The sequence below is a fragment of the Methylocystis sp. S23 genome (assembly GCF_054106005.1).
Genome location: NZ_CM134185.1, coordinates 2903907 through 2926752, shown reverse-complemented (window position 1 = coordinate 2926752; position 22846 = coordinate 2903907). Strand labels below are relative to the sequence as shown.

Annotated in this window: 20 protein-coding genes; 5 read left to right on the top strand and 15 right to left on the bottom strand. The window is 67.1% G+C overall.

From position 1 onward, the window contains the following. Positions 1-234 precede the first annotated feature (234 nt). Positions 235-5697, bottom strand: coding sequence for a GH36-type glycosyl hydrolase domain-containing protein (locus tag ACV7JP_RS14355; protein WP_457796341.1), 5463 nt, complete (start codon positions 5695-5697; stop codon positions 235-237). Between the two features lie 205 nt (positions 5698-5902). Here ACV7JP_RS14355 and ACV7JP_RS14350 point away from each other — a divergent pair, with 205 nt between their 5' ends. Next, entirely contained in the window at positions 5903-6637 is a 735-nt protein-coding gene (locus tag ACV7JP_RS14350) for a hypothetical protein (RefSeq protein ID WP_457799097.1), read from the top strand. On the opposite strand, the gene ACV7JP_RS14345 is transcribed toward ACV7JP_RS14350, so the two are convergent. Further along, positions 6622-7518 (bottom strand): metallophosphoesterase family protein, encoded by an 897-nt coding sequence (locus tag ACV7JP_RS14345; RefSeq protein WP_457796340.1) that lies wholly within the window; start codon positions 7516-7518, stop codon positions 6622-6624. The two genes, ACV7JP_RS14350 and ACV7JP_RS14345, sit on opposite strands and share 16 nt — an antisense overlap. Positions 7519-7716: 198 nt before the next feature. Here ACV7JP_RS14345 and ACV7JP_RS14340 point away from each other — a divergent pair, with 198 nt between their 5' ends. Both ACV7JP_RS14340 and ACV7JP_RS14335 read left to right on the top strand, forming a co-directional pair. Beyond that, positions 7717-8232, top strand: coding sequence for an NUDIX domain-containing protein (locus ACV7JP_RS14340; RefSeq protein WP_457796339.1), 516 nt, complete (start codon positions 7717-7719; stop codon positions 8230-8232). A gap of 29 nt (positions 8233-8261) precedes the next feature. Next, on the top strand, positions 8262-8741 hold the full coding sequence (locus ACV7JP_RS14335) for a hypothetical protein (RefSeq protein WP_457796338.1): 480 nt from the start codon (positions 8262-8264) through the stop codon (positions 8739-8741). Here the strand turns inward: ACV7JP_RS14335 and ACV7JP_RS14330 are convergent, their stop codons facing one another. Together ACV7JP_RS14330 and ACV7JP_RS14325 are read right to left on the bottom strand one after the other, a co-directional pair. Beyond that, positions 8742-8978 (bottom strand): hypothetical protein, encoded by a 237-nt coding sequence (locus ACV7JP_RS14330; protein ID WP_457796337.1) that lies wholly within the window; start codon positions 8976-8978, stop codon positions 8742-8744. Positions 8979-9051: 73 nt separating this feature from the next. Further along, positions 9052-9600, bottom strand: coding sequence for an N-acetyltransferase family protein (locus ACV7JP_RS14325; protein ID WP_457796336.1), 549 nt, complete (start codon positions 9598-9600; stop codon positions 9052-9054). Between the two features lie 82 nt (positions 9601-9682). On the opposite strand from ACV7JP_RS14325, the gene ACV7JP_RS14320 reads away from it, so the two are divergent. Beyond that, positions 9683-10180 (top strand): GNAT family N-acetyltransferase, encoded by a 498-nt coding sequence (locus ACV7JP_RS14320; RefSeq protein WP_457796335.1) that lies wholly within the window; start codon positions 9683-9685, stop codon positions 10178-10180. After that, positions 10180-11322, top strand: coding sequence for a cell division protein ZapE (gene zapE, locus ACV7JP_RS14315; RefSeq protein ID WP_457796334.1), 1143 nt, complete (start codon positions 10180-10182; stop codon positions 11320-11322). Before ACV7JP_RS14320 ends, zapE begins: the two co-directional genes overlap by 1 nt. A gap of 28 nt (positions 11323-11350) precedes the next feature. On the opposite strand, the gene ACV7JP_RS14310 is transcribed toward zapE, so the two are convergent. From ACV7JP_RS14310 to ACV7JP_RS14260, 11 genes are all read right to left on the bottom strand, one after another. Next, the gene (locus ACV7JP_RS14310) at positions 11351-11662 is read right to left on the bottom strand and encodes a hypothetical protein (protein WP_457796333.1); all 312 of its coding nucleotides are present in this window, start codon (positions 11660-11662) and stop codon (positions 11351-11353) included. Positions 11663-11819: 157 nt separating this feature from the next. Next, the gene (locus ACV7JP_RS14305) at positions 11820-12203 is read right to left on the bottom strand and encodes a hypothetical protein (RefSeq protein ID WP_457796332.1); all 384 of its coding nucleotides are present in this window, start codon (positions 12201-12203) and stop codon (positions 11820-11822) included. Positions 12204-12322: 119 nt separating this feature from the next. Continuing rightward, on the bottom strand, positions 12323-14515 hold the full coding sequence (locus ACV7JP_RS14300; protein ID WP_457796331.1) for a sodium-translocating pyrophosphatase: 2193 nt from the start codon (positions 14513-14515) through the stop codon (positions 12323-12325). Between the two features lie 325 nt (positions 14516-14840). Beyond that, positions 14841-15791, bottom strand: a complete 951-nt coding sequence (gene thiL, locus ACV7JP_RS14295) for a thiamine-phosphate kinase (RefSeq protein WP_457796330.1) — start codon at positions 15789-15791, stop codon at positions 14841-14843. Positions 15792-15907: 116 nt separating this feature from the next. Beyond that, positions 15908-16360 (bottom strand): transcription antitermination factor NusB, encoded by a 453-nt coding sequence (nusB, locus tag ACV7JP_RS14290; protein WP_457796329.1) that lies wholly within the window; start codon positions 16358-16360, stop codon positions 15908-15910. Next, positions 16357-16839, bottom strand: coding sequence for a 6,7-dimethyl-8-ribityllumazine synthase (gene ribH, locus ACV7JP_RS14285; RefSeq protein ID WP_457796328.1), 483 nt, complete (start codon positions 16837-16839; stop codon positions 16357-16359). Before ribH ends, nusB begins: the two co-directional genes overlap by 4 nt. 382 nt (positions 16840-17221) lie before the next feature. Then, a complete protein-coding gene (locus tag ACV7JP_RS14280; RefSeq protein WP_457796327.1) occupies positions 17222-17824 on the bottom strand; it encodes a riboflavin synthase in 603 nt (200 codons plus the stop codon). Positions 17825-17978: 154 nt separating this feature from the next. Next, the gene (gene ribD, locus ACV7JP_RS14275; RefSeq protein ID WP_457796326.1) at positions 17979-19109 is read right to left on the bottom strand and encodes a bifunctional diaminohydroxyphosphoribosylaminopyrimidine deaminase/5-amino-6-(5-phosphoribosylamino)uracil reductase RibD; all 1131 of its coding nucleotides are present in this window, start codon (positions 19107-19109) and stop codon (positions 17979-17981) included. Further along, the gene (nrdR, locus tag ACV7JP_RS14270) at positions 19110-19586 is read right to left on the bottom strand and encodes a transcriptional regulator NrdR (protein ID WP_457796325.1); all 477 of its coding nucleotides are present in this window, start codon (positions 19584-19586) and stop codon (positions 19110-19112) included. A gap of 81 nt (positions 19587-19667) precedes the next feature. Further along, complete coding sequence (gene glyA, locus ACV7JP_RS14265; protein WP_457796324.1) at positions 19668-20945, bottom strand: serine hydroxymethyltransferase; 1278 nt, start codon at positions 20943-20945, stop codon at positions 19668-19670. 287 nt (positions 20946-21232) lie between these two features. Further along, positions 21233-22819, bottom strand: coding sequence for a peptide chain release factor 3 (locus tag ACV7JP_RS14260; RefSeq protein WP_457796323.1), 1587 nt, complete (start codon positions 22817-22819; stop codon positions 21233-21235). Between the last annotated feature and the right edge of the window lie 27 nt (positions 22820-22846).

Genomic DNA, 22846 nt, shown 5'->3' with positions numbered 1-22846 from the left:
AAGCGCTCCGCCAAAAAGCGGGAACCGGTCCTTTGTAAAAGGCGCGCTCTAAACCTTTAGAATCGATCATGTTATTTTCGTTTAGACGATCCGCCTGAACGCGGCTTGATCTGGGCCGCGCGGCGAAGCGCGCGCTCGATCGCGCCGCAATTCCGCCGAAAGCCGCCGGTCACACAAAAACTAATCGGTTTCATAGTTTAGCGAGCGCGTCCCGCGAAAAGCCGGCTTCCGCCTCTATCCGCGGTCGGCGGCCGTGAAGGTCCTGCCCTTATAAGTCACGCTTTCGAGCCGCAGCCCGCCTTTCGAATCGAAAGCGTCCGCTCGCGGCCGCAGTTCGCCCTCCTCGAATTCGAGCCCGAGCATGGCGTAGGCGGCGGAGATCATGCGCGCGGCGGCGCCCGTGTACCAGCCCCAGCCGCCGCGGCCCTCATAGCCCTCGCCCTCATAGACGTCGGCCGGCTGCTGGTGCGGCGGCAGGCCATAGATGTCGGCCTCGGCGGGCGTTCCCAGTTTCGAGATCGGCGAGATCGCGATCCAGCTTTCAAAGGCGCGAGCGAAGAGCTCCTGCGCCGCCCTCTCGTCGCCCTCGGCCTTCGCCTGCGCGCCGAGCTTCGCGAGCGCGTCCACGAACCAGGACACGCCGTGCGAATATTGCCCGCCATTCTCGCGCACGCCGGGCGGATATTCCGCGCTGCGGCCCGGATAGGGATCGGAATGCTCGTCAAAGGGCGGCGTGACGAGCAGAATGCGATTGGAGCGGCCGAGAACGGCGAGCGCCTTCTCGATCGCCTCGCGCCCGCGCGCCGCGTCGACGGCGTGGGTCAGCGTCGGCCAATGCGCCGTCATGGCGCTCATCGGCGAAATCTCCCGGCCGTCATCCGCGAAGTCGCGCACATAGCGATCGCCGCGCCAGCATTCGGCGAGCGCGGCGCGCAGCTCCCCGGCGCGCTCCAGATAACGCGCGGCGCGCGCGCCGTCGCCCTTCTTCTCGAAGAACGGCGCGATATCGACGAGAACGCCATGCAGGAAGAAACCGAGCCACACGCTCTCGCCCCGGCCCTCGACGCCCACGAGATGCATGCCGTCGTCCCAGTCGCCCGAGCCAACGAGCGGCAGCCCATGCGCGCCGAAGCGATCGAGCGTGTAGTCGATGGCGCGGGCGCAATGGCCGAGCAGCGTGTCCTTGTCGCGCGAATTGAGCGGAACGGTCGCCTCGCCCTCCTGGTCCTTCGGAACCGGATTGGCCTCCAGGAACGTCTCCACGGCGTCGAGAACGGCCCAGTCGCCTGTGCCCTTCACATAGCGGATCGTGACATAGGGCAGCCACAGATGCGGATCGGAGGAATGCGTGCGGTCGGCGAGGCCCGTGCCGCCATTGGGCGCGCGATGCCACCACTTGCAGGCGTCGCCTTCGAGATATTGGTGCTTGGCGTGCAGCAATATCTGCGCGCGGGCGCGCTCCGGCGCGAGATGGATGAGCGGGATGACGTCCTGCAACTGGTCGCGATAGCCCGTGGCCCCGGAGCGCTGGGAGGGGCCGGTGCGGCCCCAGAGGCGCGAAGCCAGCAATTGATAGGGCAGCCAGTCATTGACGAGGCGATCCACCTCCGGCCGGTTCGTCTTGATGCGCAGCACGGAGAGCTGCTCGTTCCAGGCCTCGGCGCTCGCCTCGCATTGCTTCTTCGCAAAAGCGGGGTCGCGCGCGAGCTGAGCGAGACGCTTCGCCTCCTCCATCGTCGTCGTCTGACCGAGCGCGACGACGACGACCGCCTCCTCTCCCGCCGGCACGTCGATCGCGCCGCTGAAGGCCGCCACCTTGCGCTCATGCTCCGGCGCGCCGGCGTCGGGATGGCCGTGCTCGACCATGTAGGGCAGATAGGGATTGCGGCTCTCATGGCCGAGGAAGCGGCGGCGCGACGTCTCCGCGAACTCCGCCGGGATGGACGTCGTGACGAAGGCCCAGCCTTTCACGAAATTATTCGCCGGGTTGCGGAAGTATATCGAATGCAGGTCGTCGTCGATGACCGATTGCACGCTGCCGAGGCTCTCGATCGGCGTCTCGGCAAGGATCACCTCCATCGCCGGGACGATCTGCAGCAGCCGCTCATGGACCGTCTTGTTGCGGATCTTGAGAAGGCGGAACTCGATCGGCTCCGTCGGGCTCACAAAGACCTGCATCTCCAGTTCGAGATGGTCGCGTTCGGCGCGGAAGATCGCGGAGCCCGGCGCGAAGGTCGCCTCATAGCGGGCGTCGCGCCGGCGAAGCGGCACGAAAGTCGGGCTGTGCGCGTCGGCGCGGGCGATGTCGTAAATATAGATCATCTGCCCCGCCGGGGCCATGCGGCCCTCGCCCATGCGGAAAGGCGTGAAGCTGTTGAGGCGCGAATTGCTGGAGAAGGAGAAGATGTCGCCGTCATTCGTCAATACGCAGCCGGTCCCCAAAGGATTGGCGATCACATGCGCGAAGGGGCGCGGCGTGCCCGGTTGAAGCGCGAGGCTGCGGCCGTCCTCCGAGAAGTCATAGCGATGCTTGGTCGGCGCGGGCGGCATGACGAGCCGGCGCCGGCGCGAGAGCGCGCGATCGAGAATCTCCGGCGCGACGGACACGGCGCCCAGATGGCGCGCGACGGAGGCGGTCGCGAGCCCCATATTCTTCGCCCAGCCGTCGACGATGACGAGCTCCGCCGCGCCGGCTGGCCCGATCTCGATCTCCAGATGCAGGCTCGCGCAGGGCTCGAAGCCGTAAAGCAGGCCCTCGGCGTCGGGACTGCGCGGCGCCTCGCCGAGGCCGGTCAGACTGTCGGGCGCATTGGTCGGGCCCATGCCGTAGAAACGCGATTTGACGTCCTCATATCCGACCACAACCATCTTGGTGTCCGGCCCGGCGCCGATGGCGTGGAAGCCGATCTCGGGCGAGAGGCGCCGATCGGCCTGGCGCCGCGCGCCGCCCTTCAACAGACGGTTCTGCGCGAAGATGGCGTTGAGCGACCGGACGTACCACGTGCCGACGTGAATGGCGTTATAGGCCGCGTCGCGCAATTCGACATTGGTCTCGTTGAGCACCCATTCGCGCAGCGAGGCGAGCGTCAGCTTCCGCGCGCGCGGTTCGAGATTCACGATCTTCAGGCGCTGGATTTCCACCGCCTCGTCCGGCGCCAGCGACACGCTCGCCTCGACGGCGAAACCGTTCTGCTCCGCCATGAAGAAGAGGCAGTTCTCTCCGGCTTCCGAAAGCGTTCCGCAGGCGCCGGGGCAGCGCGTCGGCGCCTCGCCCACGGACCAGAGCTCCCCGCCGGCCTCGCGCAGGAACAGGAAGCGCCCGCGCGGATGGGCGTGATCGTCGGGCCGGCGCGTGAGGTCGATCGGCGGGCCGCCGCGCGCGACGCCCTCAATGCGGATCGCGCCCTGCCCGTCCTGGAACCATTCGCTGGTCATCAGGCCGTTGGTGAGCTTCAAAGGCCGCGAACCCGGCGCGCCGCCGGCGCCCGTCACGCCTTCGAGCGGAATCTTCTGCGCCTGCGCCAGACGTCCGAGCAGGAAGAGCACGAGCCCCAGCGCCACGAGGCCCGCATAAGCGAGGTAGCCGCCGACGAGATAGGTGTAGGACGGCGGCCGCGTATTCGCCATCTGCTCGGCGGCGCTCCACGCCTTGTCCCAATCCGGACCGCGCGGAATGTAGAAAGGCAGGAGCAGCGGCGCCCATGTGCCGAAGCGGCGAATGCCTTCGGGGATGGCGCGGCTCACCTGCTCCTTGCCGACGAAGCGCGCGGCCCGCTCGTCCAGAGCGTCGCCGCCGACGAAGGAGAAGTTCACCAGCGTCGCGACGCGCAGACCCATATGGTCGAACCAGATCAGCACCCGCAGCACGTCATAGGCGAGGAGCGCCGTGAAGATGTCCAGGCTCCAGGCCCGGAATTCGTTGTCCGGCAGGATATAGCTCATCCATGTCGCGACGCCGGTGCGGATCAGGCCGTCCTGATTGTACCAGCTCGGATCCGGCGCGGCCTTGAGGAAGGAGTAGATGACGGGCGCCATCCACAGGCCCCAGCGCAGCACGCGCACGGCGTTCTCGACGAGCATGTCGAGGCCTTCCCAGCTCGCGAGCTGCCTCAAGGGCTGCAGGCTGCGCTTGATGAGCGCCGTCAGGAAGAAGAGGTTGATCGAGAAGAGCGGCGCCGCGAAGACCCATTGGATCACGCCCGAGAGCGACTCGTCGTAGAGAAGCCGCACGCCGCCGTCGACGAGGCCGAGATCCGTCGTCCCCCATTTCGAGAAAAGCGGCCGGACGACATAAGGGTTCACGCCGCGCCCGTCTGCCGCATAGTCGAGCGAGACATAGGCGAAGAATTTCCTGACCACGGCGCCGAGCTGATCCGCATCGAAATACCAGAAAACGCCGCCCGCGACGAAAGCGCCGAGAAGCGCGCCGAGCGTATAGACGCGCCAGCTGCGGAAATGCTGGCGGCGCACCCGCATCAGCTCGTAGAAGTCGAATGCGAGATCGACGCCGGCATAGGCGAGCGCGCCCGCGAGCGCGCCGAAGAGGAAGCGGTCGGGCCCGCTCGCCGCCGGCAGGTCGATCATCAGCGCGACGCTCACGGCGACGCCCGCGACGGCGCCGCGCGCATAATTCGCCGGACGCAGATAGGCTTCCTCGACGCGCGCGAAGAAGGGCGGCGTCGAGTCGGTGCTCTCCATAATGGCGCGCGCCAGCGGGTAGAGGCCGCCGCCGATCAGCGCCCCGCCGAGCGGACCGGAAAGCGTGATGAGCGTGACCGCCGGCGGGAAGGAGACGACGAGCCCCGCGGTCAGCACGATCGCCATATAGACGAAGCCGTAGACGGCGCCCTTCTCGGCGCCCGTCTTCCAGTCATGGAAAACGACGATGGAGAGCGAAGGCGTCGCGCGCAACAGGCCGGCGACGGCCTGGGTGACGAGATAGGTCTCGCCCCAGAGCCCCGCCTGCGCCAGCGCGGCGGCGATGGTCGCCGCAAGGGCGGCAAGGGGTCCGGGCGCATAGGGCGCCACGAAGACCGAGACCGCCGTCGCGATAAACGGCGTCAGCGCGGCGATGAAGGCGGAGAAGGCGAGAATGCCGTGCGGACGCCATTGCCGCGGCAGAAAGCGCCCGAGCGCCAGCGGCACGCCGACGACCACCGCCTCGTTCAGCAGGAACAGGACGAGCGTCCGCCCCACGATTTTCTTGACGGCCTCGGGAACGTCGAGACCGGGGAAGAAGACGCCGCCGATCTGAGTGACCGGCGGCGAGCCCAGCGCGATCACCAGGCTGAACAGGAAGGGCAACAGGAAAAGCGCGACGCGCAGCGGCATGCGCGAGCGCGCGGTGAGCGAGACGACGCCGGCGATATAGACGATCGTCGCGGCGCCGGCGCCCACGGGAGACATACGGAAGAGCTGGTCGAGCGCATCGGGCGCGCGCCACAGGAGGCCGGATCGGTCGCACAGCGCCGCGAAGGCCGCGACGGCCAGGAAGTCGACGGCGAAGTTGACGGCCTGGCGGCCGCCTTCGCTCGACGGCCGCAGCAGATAGAGCGCGGCCCCGGCGAAGAAGCCCGCGACCAGAAGATGGTCCCATCCGCCGGAGGCCTCCAGCGCCGCCACGGCCGCGAAGACCACGCCGAAAAGGATTCGCTCGAACAGCGCGCCGCCGATGTCCGATTCGCCATGGGTCGCCATTGGTCCCTCCGGGCGTCCGTTGGCCGGCGCCGTTTGTCTGGGAATGCCTGAATCACCGGCAGACTAGCCGATTCCCTAGCCGGAGGCCGGGGGAAAAGTCTATTCCCCGCGCGCGCCGCGCCGCCGCGCTTCGCATATCCCGCCTGAGACGCTATAGTAAAGAAAGCGTTAATCCCGCGCGCCGAGGGCGAAGCGAGTGAGCGACATGGAAGACCCTTTGCCCGCGCAGCCCGACAATGGCCGCCGGAGCTTGCTGCGAAGACCCTCCCCCGCCGCCGGAAGCGACAAAATCTCGTCCATCGTCGCCGCCGAAAGCGGGCGGGAGAAGCCCGCGGAGCTTCCGGCCAGGACCCCGCCCGACCAGCGCATGGCGAGCCTCGCGGCGGCGCTCCGCAAGGCGCGCGTCGAAAACGCCGAACATTCGGCCGCGCTTGCGGATCTGCGCGCCGCCGAGATCGTGCGCCTGGAAATGCTCGCCGACGCGCTTTCGCCCGTGCTCGCCCAGGTGCCGCAGGACTGCGATATTTTCGACGTCGGCGTGTCGCCGGGCGAAAGGCCTCGGCTCTTCATCGACCAGATCGGCTTCGTGGAAATGGACCGCGACCGGCGAACCTATCGCTTCCTGCAGGACACCCGCCACGGCCGCATCACGCTGCGCGAGAGCGCCGACATCGACGAGATCGTCGACGCCGCCACGACCTATATCGCGCATCGGCTGATCGAGCGCGAGAAGGCGCTGGCCGTGGATTACGCCAGCGGCGGCGCGGCGCGGCTCCTGCGCGAGACGGCGGCGCCGGAGAACGCCGGGAAGCCGGGCGCCCTCAATGGGAAGGCGTTCCAGATCTTCCTTTTCTTCATCGAGTTCCTGGGCTCCGCCGCCTTCTTCGGCCTTCTCGCGATCATCGCGATCTGGGCCTACAAGACCTATCTCGCGGGCTGAACCAGCTCCTCGGCCCCGAGCTCGACCACCTCGCCGGAGCCGGTCAGCTCGCGCCGCCGCAGGCCGATGCACAACGCGTCTCCCGCCCGCTCGATCTCATAAAGATGATAGGCCGCTGCGGGATAATGGCCGCCGGGCCGGGCCGAGGCCGAGGCGACGCCCACGACGGGCGTCCTCCCCTGCGGCGCGGCGATATAGGCGACGCTCGGCTTGTGGTTGTGGCCATGCAGCACCAGCTCGGCGCCGCGCCGGGCGATGACCGCCTCGAACGCCGCCGCGTCGTCGAGCCCGCGCAGCGCGCGCGCGCCGCCCACATGCGGCGGATGATGCAGGAAGACGATGCGCGCGAGCCCCTCCGCCTTCGTCTGATCCAGCAGCGCGCCGAGGGCGGCGAGCTGCGCGTCCCCCAGCCTGCCGGAGGCGACGAAAGGGGCCGTCGGCACGCCGGAATCGAGCCCGATCAGCGCGACGCCTTCGCGCCGGCGCAGATAGGGAAAACCGGGCGCGCCGGCTTCGCTCGTCGTCCAGGGCTCGAAGACCTCATGCACGAGCCTGGTCGCGTCGGCCACATAGGCGTCGTGATTGCCGGGGGTGAAGCTCACCTCCTGCGCGCCGCCCAGCGTCGCGAGCCAGTCCTTCGCGAGCGCGATCTCGGCCGGCAGGCCGATATTCACGATGTCGCCGGTCATCACGACATGGTCGGGCCTGTGCGCCCGCATGTCCGCGACAAGCCGCCCCAACACGCCCATATCGTGCTGGCCGGCGCGCTTGTAGAGCCAGTTCACATAGCCGGTGACCCGCTTGCCGAGCAGCTCCGCAAGGTTTGGTCTGGGAATCGGCCCGATATGGGCGTCGGAGAGATGGGCGAGAAGAAAGCTCACATTCGACCCTGTTTTTCGTGGCGATAGTCCTAGTGGTTTCCGTCACTCGAATTGCCAGCCTTTTTGTTGATGTTTTCTACCGTCATTGCGAGCGAAGCGAAGCAATGACGGCCGCGAATGAACGTCCTCCAAAAATCCCGTCAATTCGAGTGACACAGGCTACTAGAGCCTTTGCGCGCCATTTGCCATAGTCGCGTCATGAAACAGGAAACGCCGGAGACGGCGACGCTGCGAAAGCCGCGCCCGCAGCTTTCCTTGCGGGCGCGGATATTTTCGCGGATCATCACCTTCGGCGCGCTGTTCCAGAGGCCGATGACGCTCGGCGTGCGCGGCCTCGTGCTCGATTCCGAAGACCGCGTGCTGCTCGTGCGGCATACTTACGTGCCGGGCTTCTATCTGCCAGGCGGCGGCGTCGAGAGCGGCGAGACCATGCTGCAGGCGCTCGCCCGCGAGCTTCAGGAGGAAGGCGGCGTGCATCTTCTGAGCGCGCCGACGCTCCATGGCGTCTATCTCAACCGCCGGGTCTCGCCGCGCGACCATGTGGCGCTCTATGTGGTGCGCCATTTCCGCCATGAGGGGCAGCGCGAGCCGGACCATGAAATCGCCGAGGCGGCCTTCTTCCCGCTCACCCAATTGCCGGACGGGATCACCCCCGCCACCCGCGCCCGCCTCGCCGAGGTCTTGGACGGGGAGCCGCTCTCTCCCTATTGGTGACGGGAAACCGCTTTTCAGGAATTCGGGACATGAAGCTCCAGCTATCCGCCGCGCTCGCGGCCTTGCTCGCTTTCGGCTCCGCGCCGGTCCGCGCGCAAGGCGACGCGCATCACATGCTCGACGCCATCTTCCAGTCCTTCGACCAGAACCGCGACGGCTTCATCAGCGCCGACGAAGCCAATCATTTCATCGACAAGACCTTCGCCGAGATGGATGTGAGGCATGAGGGCGCGATCACCCGCGAGGCCTGGATCCGGTTCAGCTTCGGCCTCGCGGACCTCGCGGCCGACCAGGGGCGCGCGAGCGCCTATGACCGGGCCAAATCCAGGATCTTCAAGCGCTGGGCCCGCGGCAAATCCGGCGGCCTGTCGCTCGAGGACTATCGCGCCGGCGTCCTCGGCGACGCGCGCAAAGCCGTCGGCTCCAAAGCGGGTCCGGAGCTGAAGGTCGATTTCGCCGCCTTCCAGCGCGCGCCTTTCGTGCGCCAGCTCATGTCCGCTCTGCGCTGATCAGCGGCGCGGCCTGCCGGATTTGGGGCTCGTGAACTGCCGGCGGCAGGCGGGCGACAGCGCCTTCGCATTGGCCCGCAGGCAATTCTCCACGGCGATGACGTCGGGAATGGCGGACGAGCAGAGCCGCTCCGCGTCCCGCTCGCAGGCGGCGCGCTGGGCGTCGGTTCCTTGCGCGCCCGCCGGCGAGACCGCGAAAAGGGCGAAAATGAACGGGACTGAAAGGAAAATGCGCATATCCACCTCGCTGGCTGAGGCGCCCTGATCTTGGGAGCGCCTTGCGAGAAGGTCGGGCCGTCGCCGCATAAGGTCAAGTCTGCGGCGCGAGCCGGCGCAGGTCGCAAAAGCCGTAAGCCATATCCGGCAGGACCATCCCGTATATCTCCCACACGCCCGCGACGCCGGTCGGCTCGGCGCCCAGCGCCTCGTAGAAGGCGCGCGCATGGGCGGCCTCTCGAAAGACCCAGACGGCGGCGCTGTCGCAGCCGCGGCCGATAAGATGCCCCGCGAGCGCCGCGAGCAGCCGGCGCCCCGCCCCGCGGCGCTGAATGCGGCGCAGGAGATAGAGCGACGTAATCTCCCCCGAGAAGCCGAGCGGCAGGAGCTTCTCCGAACGCTGGCGGCGACAGAGCCCGAATCCCGCCGGCCGTCCTTCGTCCAGAACCAGGAAAGTCGCGGCGGCGGGATCGTCGTCGGCCAGATTGCGCCGCCATTTCGGCGTCCATTCCTCAATATCGAGCCCCGCGAGGATCGGCGCGGGCATCATCCCGGCATAGGTCTCGCGCCAGCTCTCAATATGGATTTCGGCGATCCGGCGGGCGTCCTCGGGGCCGGCACGGCGCAACGTGAGTTCGTTCATGGCGGAATGTCGCACGGCGCTTCTCACGGGCGCAACGCGTTTTGCCCGGAGCGCCGCGCGTGTTATGGGCTCGGCCCGGCTCATGATCGACCTTGTCATTCAATTTCTCCCCATGACGGCGGCGGACGAAGCGCAGATCGAGAAACTCGACGAGCGCGCCTTCGGCCCCGGCCGCTATGCGCGCACGGCCTATCGCCTGCGCGAGGGCGTCGCGCCCGATCTGTCGCTGTCCTTCGTCGCGCGCGTCGGGACGCTGCTCGTCGGCGCGAACCGCATGACGGGCATTCTCGTGAGCACGACGCCGGCCTTGCTGCTTGGACCGCTCACGGTCGAGCCCGCCTTCCGTTCGCAGGGCGTGGGCGAGAAGCTCGTCAAGCATTCCCTCGACGCCGCGCGCGAAGCGGGCCACGGACTCGTGCTGCTCGTGGGCGATCTGGATTATTATTCCCGCCTCGGCTTCGCGCGGGCGCCGCGCGGCAAGATTTCCATGCCGGGTCCCGTCGATCCGGACCGCCTGCTCTATTGCGAATTGCGGCCGGGAGCCTTCGAGGCCGTGAGCGGCCAGATGCGGCGCGCCTGATGACGCGGCAGGCTCTCGTCGCGCGCTACGACGCGCTCGTGGTCGAGCGGGACCTTCACCCCGACGCCTATCAGCGCGAGGCGGTCAAGAAGCTCCAGGCGCTCGTCGACGCGCTCGCCAAGGGCCGCGCGCCAACCGCGCCTCTCCCCAATGTCCTGCGCGCCTTCTTCTGGCAGGAGGAGCGGCCGCGCGGCCTCTATCTCTGGGGTCCGGTCGGCCGCGGCAAGACCATGCTGATGAATCTCTTCTTCGAGATGGCGCATGTGGAGAAGAAGCGGCGGACGCATTTCCACGGCTTCATGGCCGATATTCACGAGCGCCTTCACCGTCTGCGGCGCGACGCCGCGAAAGGGGTCGTCGATCCGGTGACGCGCGTGGCGCAGGAAATCGCCGCCGAGACGCGTCTTCTGTGCTTCGACGAATTCGCCGTGACCGACATCGCCGACGCCACCATTCTCGCGCGGCTGTTCGCGGTCTTCTTCGCGGAGGGCGTCGTCGTCGTCGCGACCTCCAATGTCGAGCCGTCGAAACTCTATGACGGCGGCCGCAACCGGGATCTCTTCCTGCCCTTCATCGCACTGCTGAAAGAACGCATGGACGTCATGCGCCTCGCCGCGCCGGTCGATTACCGGGCGCGGCGGGACTGCGCGGGCGAAGTCTTCTTCGCGCCCGCCGACGCGCGCGCTTACGCCGGCATGGACGCCCTGTTCTTCGCGCTCACAGGCGCCAAGCGCGGCGCGCCGGCGACGGTCGCGATGAAGCAGCGCGCGATTTTCATCCCGCAAACGGTCGGCCGCGTCGCGCGCATGAGCTTCGCGGAACTCTGCGGCGGCCCGCTTTCCGCGGCGGATTACCTCGCCATCGCCCAGCGCTTCGACGCCGTGCTCCTCGACGACGCGCCGGCCCTCGCGCCGGAGCAGCGGAACGAGGCGCGCCGGCTCATCATGCTGGTCGACGTGCTCTACGAGGCTCACGCGCTGCTCGCGGTCTCGGCCGCCGCCGAGCCGGAACGGCTCTATCAGGCTCCGCATGGCGAGGAGGCGCGCGAATTTCAGCGCGCCGTCTCCCGCCTCGCCGAAATGCGGTCCCGCCCCTATCTCGAAGCCTGCGTCGCCGGGAAGGCGCTGACGGGCGCGCCCTGACGATGCGGCGCCGTCGCCGCGATATGGTCTAAGGCTGCGGCGTCGCTTGCGGCTGCGACATGCACTCCTTGATGTCGCTCGCCTTCTTCATCTGCTCGAACGTGTCGTTGCAATAGCGGACGAGATCCGCCCGCTTCGTCGGGTCGTTCGAGGCGGCGCGCATGCCCATGGCGGCGTCCAGCAGTTCCTTCTGCGCGGCGTGAACCTGCCTGGGCTTCAACTGGCCGGAGCAAGCCTCGTAGCGATGCAGCAGCGCGTCGCATTCCGGAACGCCGGTCGGATCGACGGCGAATGCGGGCGTGACGGCCAGGGTAAAGAGGCAGGCAAGACGGTATTTCACGGGCGTTCCTCTGGATGGGTTTCGGACGTCGCTATAGCGCATTTTCGAGCGCGCCGGCGCCCCGGCGGGGCCACAAGCCGCCGGACACAAGCGGCGCGGCCGCTCCAACCAGCGCCGCATAGCCGTAAAAAGGAGAGGGGACGATTTCCGGCCCTTCCTATTTTTGCGTCTCCAAAATCTTACGCGCGTCGAAGACGGGATTGGAGCCCTGTTCGCCATAGCGGAACATCACGACTGTGACGGCGAAATTGGCGACGGCCGGCTGGCCGGGCGTCTGAACCTGAACCTCCCCAGCGCTCCAGTCGATGAAGCGAAAGAGGTCGTATTCGTGCGCAAGCGTTTCCTTGGAGGCCAGAACCAGCGCCTCCTTCAACGCCTGCTCATCGGTCGGCGCGTCGGCGCCTTGCAGGGTGACGCGGACCATATTGGGAGCGAGCGAGGAGACTTTGTTGGAGAGGCATGAGGAGAGGGAAAAGGCGATGGCGAGAAAGACTACATATGTCCGCCATCTTACCAGGGATTTCGCTTGAGCTTTCGACATCCCCGACAGTTCCCGTAAATCCTGGCGCCTCGTGGTCGGTTGGAGCGTTCTCGCAATGACCTAAAAGTCAAAAAGGGCGAGGTCTCCCCCGCCCTTTCTGTTTCAAACCGTAGGCCCGCTCAGCCCCAATGGGCGAAGACGGCGAGCATCAGCAGCGCGACGATGTTGGTGATCTTGATGGCCGGATTCACGGCCGGCCCGGCGGTGTCCTTATAGGGGTCGCCCACCGTGTCGCCCGTGACCGAGGCCTTGTGCGCGTCCGAGCCCTTGAGGTGCTTCACGCCGTCCTTGTCGACGAAGCCGTCCTCGAAGGACTTCTTGGCGTTGTCCCAGGCGCCGCCGCCCGAGGTCATCGAGATGGCGACGAAGACGCCGTTGACGATCACGCCCAGAAGCAGGGCGCCGACCGCCGCCAGCGAATTGGCGACGCCGCCGCCGAGGATGCGGACGACCAGATAGATCGCGATCGGCGCGAAGACCGGCAGCAGCGAGGGAATGATCATTTCCTTGATCGCCGCCTGCGTCAGCATGTCGACCGCACGGCCGTAATCCGGACGGTCGGAGCCGTCCATGATGCCGGGCTTCTCGCGGAACTGGCGGCGCACTTCCTCGACGACGGAGCCGGCAGCCTTGCCGACGGCCGTCATGGCGATGCCGCCGAAGAGATAGGGGATGAGGCCGCCGAAGATCAGACCCGCCACCACAAAGGGGTTGGACAGGCTGAAGTCGATATTCTCGAGCCCCTTGAAGGACGGCACGCCGGCCGCCGCGAAGTGCTTGATGTCGTTCGTATAGGCGGCGAAAAGCACCAGCGCGCCGAGGCCCGCGGAGCCGATGGCGTAGCCCTTGGTCACCGCCTTGGTCGTGTTGCCCACCGCGTCGAGCGCGTCGGTCGACTGGCGCACTTCCTTCGGCAGGCCCGACATTTCGGCGATGCCGCCGGCATTGTCGGTCACCGGGCCGAAAGCGTCGAGCGCGACGATCATGCCGGCGAGGCCGAGCATGGTCGTGACCGCGATCGCCGTGCCGTAGAGGCCGCCGAACTGATAGGTCAGAATGATGCCGAGCACGATCGCCACCGCGGGAGCCGCCGTCGCCTCGAGCGACACCGCCAGGCCCTGAATGACGTTCGTGCCATGGCCCGTCACCGACGCCTGCGCGATCGACACCACCGGGCGCTTGCCCGTGCCGGTGTAATATTCGGTGATATAAACGATGGCGCCCGTGACGATCAGGCCGATGAGGCCGCAGATGAAGAGGGCGAAACCATTGATCGACTCGCCGTTCACCTTGCCGACCTCGCCGAGGCCCACGGTGAAGAGCGTGGCGAGGAAGAGGCCGGGGATCGAGAGAACGCCCGTCGCGATGAGGCCCTTATAGAGGGCGTCCATGATCTGGTCGTCCTTGAGGCCGATCTTCTCGAAGTAAGGCGCCGCGAACTGGCCCCACGGCGTCTCGTCCTTGCCGAGCTTCACGAAATAGGTGCCGGCGATCGAGGTGAGGATCGAGAGGCCGCCAATGGCGAGCGGATAAGTCACCGCGCCATAGAGGCCCGGCTGGCCGGCGAAGAAGATCGACGCCAGCACCATCGTCGCGACGACGGTCACCGCATAGGTCTCGAAGAGGTCGGCGGCCATGCCCGCGCAATCGCCGACATTGTCGCCGACATTGTCGGCGATGGTCGCCGGATTGCGCGGATCGTCCTCCGGAATGCCGGCTTCGACCTTGCCGACTAGGTCCGCGCCGACATCGGCGCCCTTGGTGAAGATGCCGCCGCCCAGACGCGCGAAGATCGAGATGAGCGAGGCGCCGAAGCCGAGCGCCACGAGCGCGTCGACGACGACGCGGCTCTCCGCCGTAAAGCCGACGAACCAGGTGAGAACCACGAAATAGACCGTGACGCCGAGCAGGGCGAGGCCCGCCACGAGAAGGCCCGTCACCGCGCCCGCCTTGAAGGCGATGTCGAGACCGCCGGCGAGCGATTGCGTCGCCGCCTGGGCGGTGCGGACATTGGCGCGCACCGAGACGTTCATGCCGATATAGCCGGCCGCGCCGGACAGCGCCGCGCCGATTGCGAAGCCGATCGCCACCCACCAGCCGAGCAGAATGACGAGCAGCACGAAGATCGCCGCGCCGACATAGCCGATGGTCCTGTACTGGCGGTTGAGATAGGCCTGCGCGCCCTCGGCGACGGCGCCCGAAATTTCCTGCATGCGCTGCGAGCCGGGATCCGCCGCGAGCAGCTCTTGCGACGTTTTCACGCCGTATACGACGGACATGAGTCCGAAGACGATGGTGAGAAAAAGGACCATATGGGTTCGCCTTTTCGTTCTGCGGCCGGGGGGCGGCCGAGCGGGTCACGCTACAAAGGGGCTGTCGCGCAACGGAAAAAAGGAGCGCATCCCTGCCTCGAATCGGGGCAGGGCGCGAGGATTTTCCGCGCGCTTTCTGCCAGAAACAGGGCATCCCGGCAATCCGGCTAAAGTCTCCGCGCGGCGGCGCCGGCGCGCCCCTAACCTGAAACCCGGCGGCGCAAATTGGCGCGCTTCCCACCGAGGGAGCCGGGGACGCTCCCGGCCGCTGTCGCCATTGGCGCCTCCGATGGCCAAGCTTTTGATTTAGCTCTTTCCACGCTCGTCAGAAATGACTGAAAGAGAGTCGGCCGAAGACCGCTGGCTTTCCGTCCGCTTCCAGGAAGAGCGGCGCCGCCGCTCCGGCGACGACGTCGCCGATGCGGGTCAGGCTTTCGGGGAGCGCGGCGCCGCCGTCCGCCGTGAACAGAATTTCGTAATCGTCGCCGCCGGTCAGGGCCGTTTCGAGAAGGTTCGGCTCCAAACCGACGGCTTCCCGCGCCGCATGGGAGAGCGGAACCCGCGCCGTCTCAACCACCGCGCTCACGCCGGAAGCGCGGCAAAGCTTTGCGAGATCGCCCACGAGACCGTCCGAGACGTCCATCGCGGCGCCGGCATGGGCGCGCAGCATGGGGACGAGGTCCAGGCGCGGATGCGGGAGCAGATAGCGGTCCAGAAGATAATCGCGCGACGCCGGCGACAGCCGATCCGCCAGCGCCGGGTCGCGCCGCAAGGCGAGGCCGATGGCGGCGTCGCCGATCGTCCCCGAGACATATAGGGCTTCGCCGGGCCTTGCGCCCGTGCGCGGCACGAAGCGCGGCGTGCGGCCGAGCGCCGTGATGGAAATGGCCAGCGGCCCCGGCGTCGCCGTCGTGTCGCCGCCGATGAGCGGGACGGCATAGGCCTCGGCGTCCGCCGCGAGGCCCGAGGCGAAAGCGGCGAGCCAGTCATTCGTCCAATCGGCCGGCAATGCGAGCGAGAGGAGAAAACCGACAGGCTCCGCCCCCTTCGCCGCGAGATCGGAAAGATTGACGCGCAGCGCCTTCCGGGCGATCCGCGCCGGCGGATCGTCCGGGAAGAAATGCACGCCCGCGACGAGCATGTCGACAGTGGCCACCGTCGGCTCGCTGGACGCCGCAAGCAGCGCCGCATCGTCCTTCAGCCCCAGCGCCGCCGGTCCGGCGATGGGCGCGAAGACGCGGGCGATGAGTTCGTCTTCAGTGTAACGCTTGGGCATCTCCTCGCCCTCGTGCTTCGAGACGCTCGCGTCGCTCGCTCCTCAGCAAGAGGGCGAGGAGGCTTCCTCATCCTGAGGAGCCGCCGCAGGCGGCGTCTCGAAGGTCGGGGAAGCCGCTACCCCATTTCCCCCGGCCGCTCCTCGCGCGCGATCTTGTCGAGCACGGCGTTGACCATGCCCGACTCCGTCGGGCCGAAAAAGGCGCCGGCGACGTCGACATATTCCTTGATCGCGGCGCGGGCGGGCACGTCCTTGCGGGCGCGCAGCTCATAGGCGCCGGCGCGCAGGGCGGCGCGCATCACCGCCTCAACGCGCGCGAGCGGCCATCCGCCGGAGAGCACGCGGTCGATCTGCCGGTCGATCGCCACCTGGTCCGTGAGCACGCCCTGCAGCACGTCGCGGAAGAAGGTGAGCTCCGCGGGCTTGTATTGCACGCCCTCGATCTCGCGGCCGATCCAATGCGACTCGAACTCGGCGAAGATTTCATTGAGGCCCTTGCCGGCGACCTCCATCTGGTAAAGCGCCTGCACGATGGCGAGCCGCGCGGCCGAGCGCTGGTCGAGACTCATGCGAGGCTCCGCTTCAGGCGCACGAGCGAGAGCGCCGCCAGCGCCGCGTCGGCGCCCTTGTCGCCCTGTTTCGGATCGGCGCGCATGATCGCCTGTTCGTCATTTTCCACGGTGAGGATTCCATTGCCGAAGGGAAGGCGCCGCGAAACGGAGAGATCCATCAGCGCGCGCGAGCTTTCATTGGCGACAATCTCGAAGTGATAGGTCTCGCCGCGAATGACGCAGCCGAGCGCGACGAGCCCGTCATAGGGCGCGCCCGCCTTCTCCGCCGCGTCGAGCGCGAGCGCGGCGGCGGTCGCAATCTCCAGCGCGCCGGGAACTTCGATCACGCTGGCGCTTGCGCCGAGCCGCGCGATCGCCGCAAGCGCGCCGTCGCGCAACAAGCCGACAATGTCGGCGTTGAACTTCGCCGCGACGACCAGTATCCGCGCGCCGGGAACGGGCGTCGGATCAAGGTCGCCGGGTGCAAAACCTGCCATGGGCCGTTACTCCTTGGGCGGCGATGCATACACATTTTTTCGCGCCCCGCCTATGTTCGGCGCGTTTTATTTTTCTTGTCGCGGACCGGCGGTCGCGAGCGCTTTTCAAGTCGGACATGCCTGTAGAAGCGCGCCGCCCGTTGCTTCGCTGCGCTCGCAATGACGACGGGCGGGCGTCAGGTTCGTCCCTGCCCCTCGTCCAGGGGTTTCCCCATGCACCCTCCGTCATTGCGAGCGAAGCGAAGCAATCCAGGAGCGGCGGCCGCTGGATTGCTTCGTCGCATTCGCTTCTCGCAATGATGGCAAACGTCGGGTTCGTCCCTGCCCCTCGCCCAGCGGTTTCCCATGCGCTCGCGATGACGGGCTTTCTACGGCGTAGCGGTCACCGCGCCTCGCTCAGCCGCGCCGCATAGCGCGCCATCAGATCGACTTCGATATTGAGCGCGTCCCCCGCCCTGCATGCGCCGAAGGTCGTCGCGGCCAGGGTGTGCGGAATGAGAAGGATGGAGAAACGGTCGCCTTCCACCTCGTTCACCGTCAGCGACGCGCCATCCAGCGCGACCGAGCCCTTCTGCGCGACGAAGCGCGAAAGCGCGTGCGGCGTCTCGATCCAGAAGCGGCTCATACCGTCAAAATCATCCCGCGACGCGATGCGCGCGACGCCGTCGACATGGCCGGTGACGATATGGCCGCCGAGCTCGTCGCCGATCTTCAGCGCGCGTTCGAGATTGACGCGCGTCCCCGGCGTCCAGGCCCCCACCGTCGTCTTCGCCAGCGTCTCGGCGGCGGCGTCGACGTCAAAGATCGTGCGGCCGCCCTCGCGCGCGACGGCGACGACGGTGAGGCAGACGCCGGAATTGGCGATGGAGGCGCCGAGCGCGATGCTCTCGGCGTCATAGGCGCAGGCGATGCGCAAGCGCTTCAGATCGCCGCGCGGCTCGACGGAAAAAATCTCGCCAATGTCGGTGACAATGCCGGTGAACACGATTCCCTCTCCCCGCCTGCGGGGAGAGGGTCAGGGTGAGGGGCGAGGCCGCGACGACGCGCATTCGTCGCGCCGTCATGAAAGACCTTCGTCCGCCTCTCTTGCCTTGCCCCTCACCCCAACCCTCTCCCCGTTGCACGGGGAGAGGGAGCTATTAATCCATCCGCGCATAGCGCGTCATCTGGTCGGAACCGAGCATTCGGCTTTCGATCATGCGGTAGCGCGAGACGTTTTCCAGCGCCGCGCGCGCGGCGGGCGTGAGCGCGAGGCGACCGGGGCGGCCGAGCGGCTTCATGCCCGTGTGAAGAATCACCTCGTCGGCGAGGCCCGCCGACAGCAGGCTTTCCGCCACGCGCGGGCCACCCTCGCTGAAGACTCGCGTGACTCCGCGATCCGCGAGCAGGCGCATCGCCGCGAGCAGATCGAGACGGCCGTCGATCGTCGCAATTCGCGCCACCTCGGCGCCCGTCGCGTCCGCGAAGCCGCGCGCCGCGACCTTTGAGACATCCGGCCCTGTAAGGACGAGCAGCGGCGTCTCGCGCGCGGTGAAGGCGAGGCGCGAGCGCGGCGAAAGCGTCAGATTGCGGTCGAGCACGACGCGCAGCCGCTTGGCCTCGTCGAGGCCCGGCAGGCGTACGGTCATCAGCGGATCGTCCTCGCGCGCCGTGCCGGAGCCGACCATGATGGCGTCATGCAGCGCGCGCTGCACATGGGTGTAGGCGTCGGCGATCGCGCCGGTGATGCGCAGCCGCGGATCATGCGCGGCGCCGGCCGCGTAGCCGTCCGCCGTCCGGGCGAGCTTCAGCGTCACCATCGGCCGATGCTTGGTGACGCGCAGAATATGGCCGAGATGGTCGCAGCGCGCGGCGGCCGCTTCGGGGCCGACGGCGACCTCGATCCCCGCCTCGCGCAGAGCCGCATGGCCCCTGCCGGCGACGCGCGGATCGGGGTCCTCCATCGCGGTCACGACGCGGGCGACGCCCGCCGCGACGATGGCGTCGACGCAGGGGGGCGTCGCCCCGTGATGCGAACAGGGCTCGAGCGTGACGTAAAGCGTCGCGCCCCGCGCCGCCGCGCCCGCCGCGGCGAGCGCGATCGACTCGGCGTGCGGCCGTCCTCCCTCCGCCGTATAGCCGCGCGCGACGACGGCGCCGTCCCTCACGACCAGCGCGCCGACCGCCGGATTGGGCGCCGTGCGGCCCATATTGCGCCGGCCGAGCGCCAGCGCCGCCGCCATATAGGCGTCGTCGGTCGCGGCGAGGGGGATGGTTTCGTGAAGGCTCATCTAGTCTTCGGCGTCGGGCGGGTCGCCGCCGCTCTCCAATTCGTCGATGAGGACGTTGAAGTCGCGCGCTTCGCGGAAGTCGCGATAAACGGAGGCGAAGCGGACATAGGCCACGGCGTCGAGCGAACGCAAGCCCTCGATGATGAGCTCGCCGATGCGCTGGCTCTCGATCTCCGCCTCCCCCAGGCTTTCGAGCTGGCGGACGACGCCCGAAATCATCCGCTCGACGCGCTCGGGCTCCACCGGGCGCTTGCGCAGGGCGATCTCGACCGAGCGGGTGAGCTTGTCGCGGTCGAAAGGCGCGCGCTTGCCGGATTTCTTGACGACGATGATCTCACGCAACTGCACGCGCTCGAAGGTCGTGAAGCGTCCGCCGCAGGTCGGGCAGACGCGCCGGCGCCGGATGCAGGCGGAATCCTCGGCGGGGCGCGAGTCCTTCACCTGCGTGTCGAAGGAGCCGCAATAGGGACAGCGCATTTATTCGCCCTTTGGGCGAATGGCGAATAGCGAGTGGCGAATAGTTTTCACCATTCGCTACTCGCTAATCTCTATTCGCTTTTATGAATAGATCGGGAACCTGGCGGTCAACGCGTGAACCTTTTCCTTCACCGCCGCTTCGGTCGCCGCATTGCCCTCTTCGCCCTTCGACGACAGGCCGTCCAGCACCTCGACGATCAGGCCGCCGATTTCCTTGAACTCCTCCGCGCCGAAGCCGCGCGAGGTCGCGGCCGGCGAGCCGAGACGGATGCCGGAGGTGACGAAGGGCTTCTCCGGATCGAAGGGGATGCCGTTCTTGTTGCAGGTGATGTGGGCGCGGCCGAGCGCGGCTTCCGCCGCCTTGCCGGTGATCTTCTTGGGACGCAGATCGACGAGCATCAGGTGATTGTCCGTGCCGCCCGAGACGATGGCGAGGCCCGCGTCGACGAGGGTCTTGGCCAGAATCTGGGCGTTGTCCTTCACCTGCTGCTGATACGCCTTGAATTCGGGCGTCAGCGCCTCGCCGAAGGCGACGGCCTTGCCGGCGATGACATGCATCAGCGGGCCGCCCTGCAGGCCGGGGAAGACCGCCGAATTGATCTTCTTGGCGATGTCCTCGTCATTGGTCAGCACCATGCCGCCGCGCGGGCCGCGCAGCGTCTTGTGCGTCGTGGTGGTGACGACATGGGCGTGCGGGAAGGGCGACGGATGCAGGCCGGCGGCGACGAGGCCGGCGAAATGCGCCATATCCACCATGAAATAGGCGCCGACTTCATCGGCGATCTTGCGGAACGCCTCGAAGTCCCAGATGCGCGAATAGCCCGAGCCGCCGGCGATGATGAGCTTGGGCTTGTGCTCGCGGGCAAGCGCGGCGACCTGCTCCATGTCGATGCGATGATCGTCCTTGCGGACGGTGTAGGGAATCGGCTTGAACCACTTGCCCGAGAGATTCACGGGCGAGCCATGGGTGAGATGGCCGCCGGCCGCGAGATCGAGGCCCATGAACACGTCGCCCGGCTGGGCGAGCGCGAGGAACACCGACTGGTTGGCCTGCGAGCCGGAGTTCGGCTGAACGTTGGCGAAGCCGCAGCCGAAGAGCTTCTTGGCGCGGTCGATGGCGAGATTTTCGGCGATGTCGACATACTGGCAGCCGCCGTAATAGCGCTTGCCCGGATAGCCTTCCGCATATTTGTTGGTCAGAACCGAGCCCTGAGCCTCCAGCACCGCCTTGGAAACAATGTTTTCCGAAGCGATCAGCTCAATCTCGTGCCGTTGACGGCCGAGCTCGAGCTCGATCGCCTTGGCGAGCTCCGGATCGGACTGCGCAAGGGAGGTGGTGAAGAAACCGGACTGGCTCATGGAATTTCCTCTAGCCTAAGGGCGCGAAAGATAAGCGAAAAAGGCGGCTTCCCCGGTGCAAGCGGCGAACCCGGCTCTCCATGTCGCGCTTTGTTGAGGGGTTCGCCTTATCACGGCCCGGGCGGGACGGGAAGAGTGGCGGATTGAAGCGGTGGGCGCCGCCCGCAGAAAGCAAAGGCGGTCGTCACACCCGTCATTGCGAGCGAAGCGAAGCAATCCAGAGGCCGCGACGTGGCACTGGATTGCTTCGTCGGCTTCGCCTCCTCGCAATGACGGCGTGGTGCGTCTCACGCCGCGCTTTTCTGATAATCCTTCACATCCGAAAATTTGATAGCTGGATTGCGCTCCGCGTCATAATTGAGCTGAAACGCGGACGAACTCATGAACACCGGCGCGCCGTCGAGATCGTCGGCGATGCTGGAGCCGTTCGAATCGATGAAGCTTTTCAGCTTCGCGGGCTCGTCCGACGTGATCCAACGGCAGACCGTGAAACGCGAGGTTTCGTAGCGCGTTTGCAAGTTATATTCCGCTTCTAACCGCGTCGCCAGCACGTCGAGCTGCAGCGCGCCGACGACGCCGACGATGGAGCCGGAGCCGTCATGCGGCGTGAAGACCTGCACGACGCCCTCCTCTGCGAGTTGCTGGAGCGCCTCGCGCAGCTTCTTGGCCTTCATGGCGTCGCTGATGAGAATGCGCCGCAGTATTTCCGGCGCGAAGCTCGGCACGCCGCGAAACCGCAAGTCCTCGCCCTCCGTGAGCGTGTCGCCGATGCGCAATTGCCCATGGTTCGGCAGACCCACCACGTCGCCCGCATAAGCCTCGTCGGCGATCGAGCGGTCGCGGGCGAAGAAGAATTGCGGGGCGTTGACGGGGATGTTCTTGCCCGTGCGGATGAGCTTCGCCTTCATGCCGCGCGTGAGCTTGCCGGAGCAGACGCGCATGAAGGCGATGCGGTCGCGATGATTCGGGTCCATATTCGCCTGGATCTTGAAGACGAAGCCGGTCATCTTCGGCTCGCTCGCCTCGACGACGCGCTTGTCGGCCTCCTGCGCGCGCGGGCTCGGCGCATATTCGGCCATGGCGTCGATCAGGTCGCGCACGCCGAAATTCCTGAGCGCGCTGCCGAAGAAGACGGGCGTGAGATGCCCCTCGCGGAAGGCGGCGAGATCGAAGGGCTTGCTTCCCTCCTCCGCCAGCATCGCCTCCTCGCGCCAATTGTCGGCGCCGTTGGGCAGAAGCGTGTCGAAGAGCGGATCGAACAAGCCCTCCGTCTTCAGCTCCTCGCCGTCCTTATCGATCTGGCGCACCGTCTTCGTCGCGAAGCGGTAGGTGCCCGCGAAATTCCTGCCGCCGCCGATCGGCCAGGTGATGGGCGTCGTGTCGAGCGCCAGCGTCTTCTCGATCTCGTCCAGCAGCTCGAACGGGTCGCGGCCTTCGCGGTCGAGCTTGTTGACGAAAGTGACGATCGGAATGTCGCGCAGGCGGCAGACCTCGAAGAGCTTTCGGGTGCGCGCCTCGATGCCCTTGGCCGCGTCGATCACCATCACCGCCGCGTCGACGGCGGAAAGCGTGCGATAGGTGTCTTCCGAGAAGTCCTCATGGCCCGGCGTGTCGAGCAGGTTGAAGACGCAATCGGCATATTCGAAGGTCATCACCGAGGTGACGACCGAAATGCCGCGCTCCCGCTCGATGCTCATCCAGTCCGAGCGCGTCTGCTGCGCGTTGCGCTTGGCCTTCACCGCGCCGGCGAGCTGGATCGCGCCGCCGAAGAGCAGCAGCTTTTCGGTGAGCGTCGTCTTGCCGGCGTCGGGGTGCGAGATGATCGCGAAAGTGCGTCGCCGCGAGACGGGGTCTCGGCTAGTCTGTATGGTCAAGGCAGGCTCGTTTCAGCGGGATTGTCC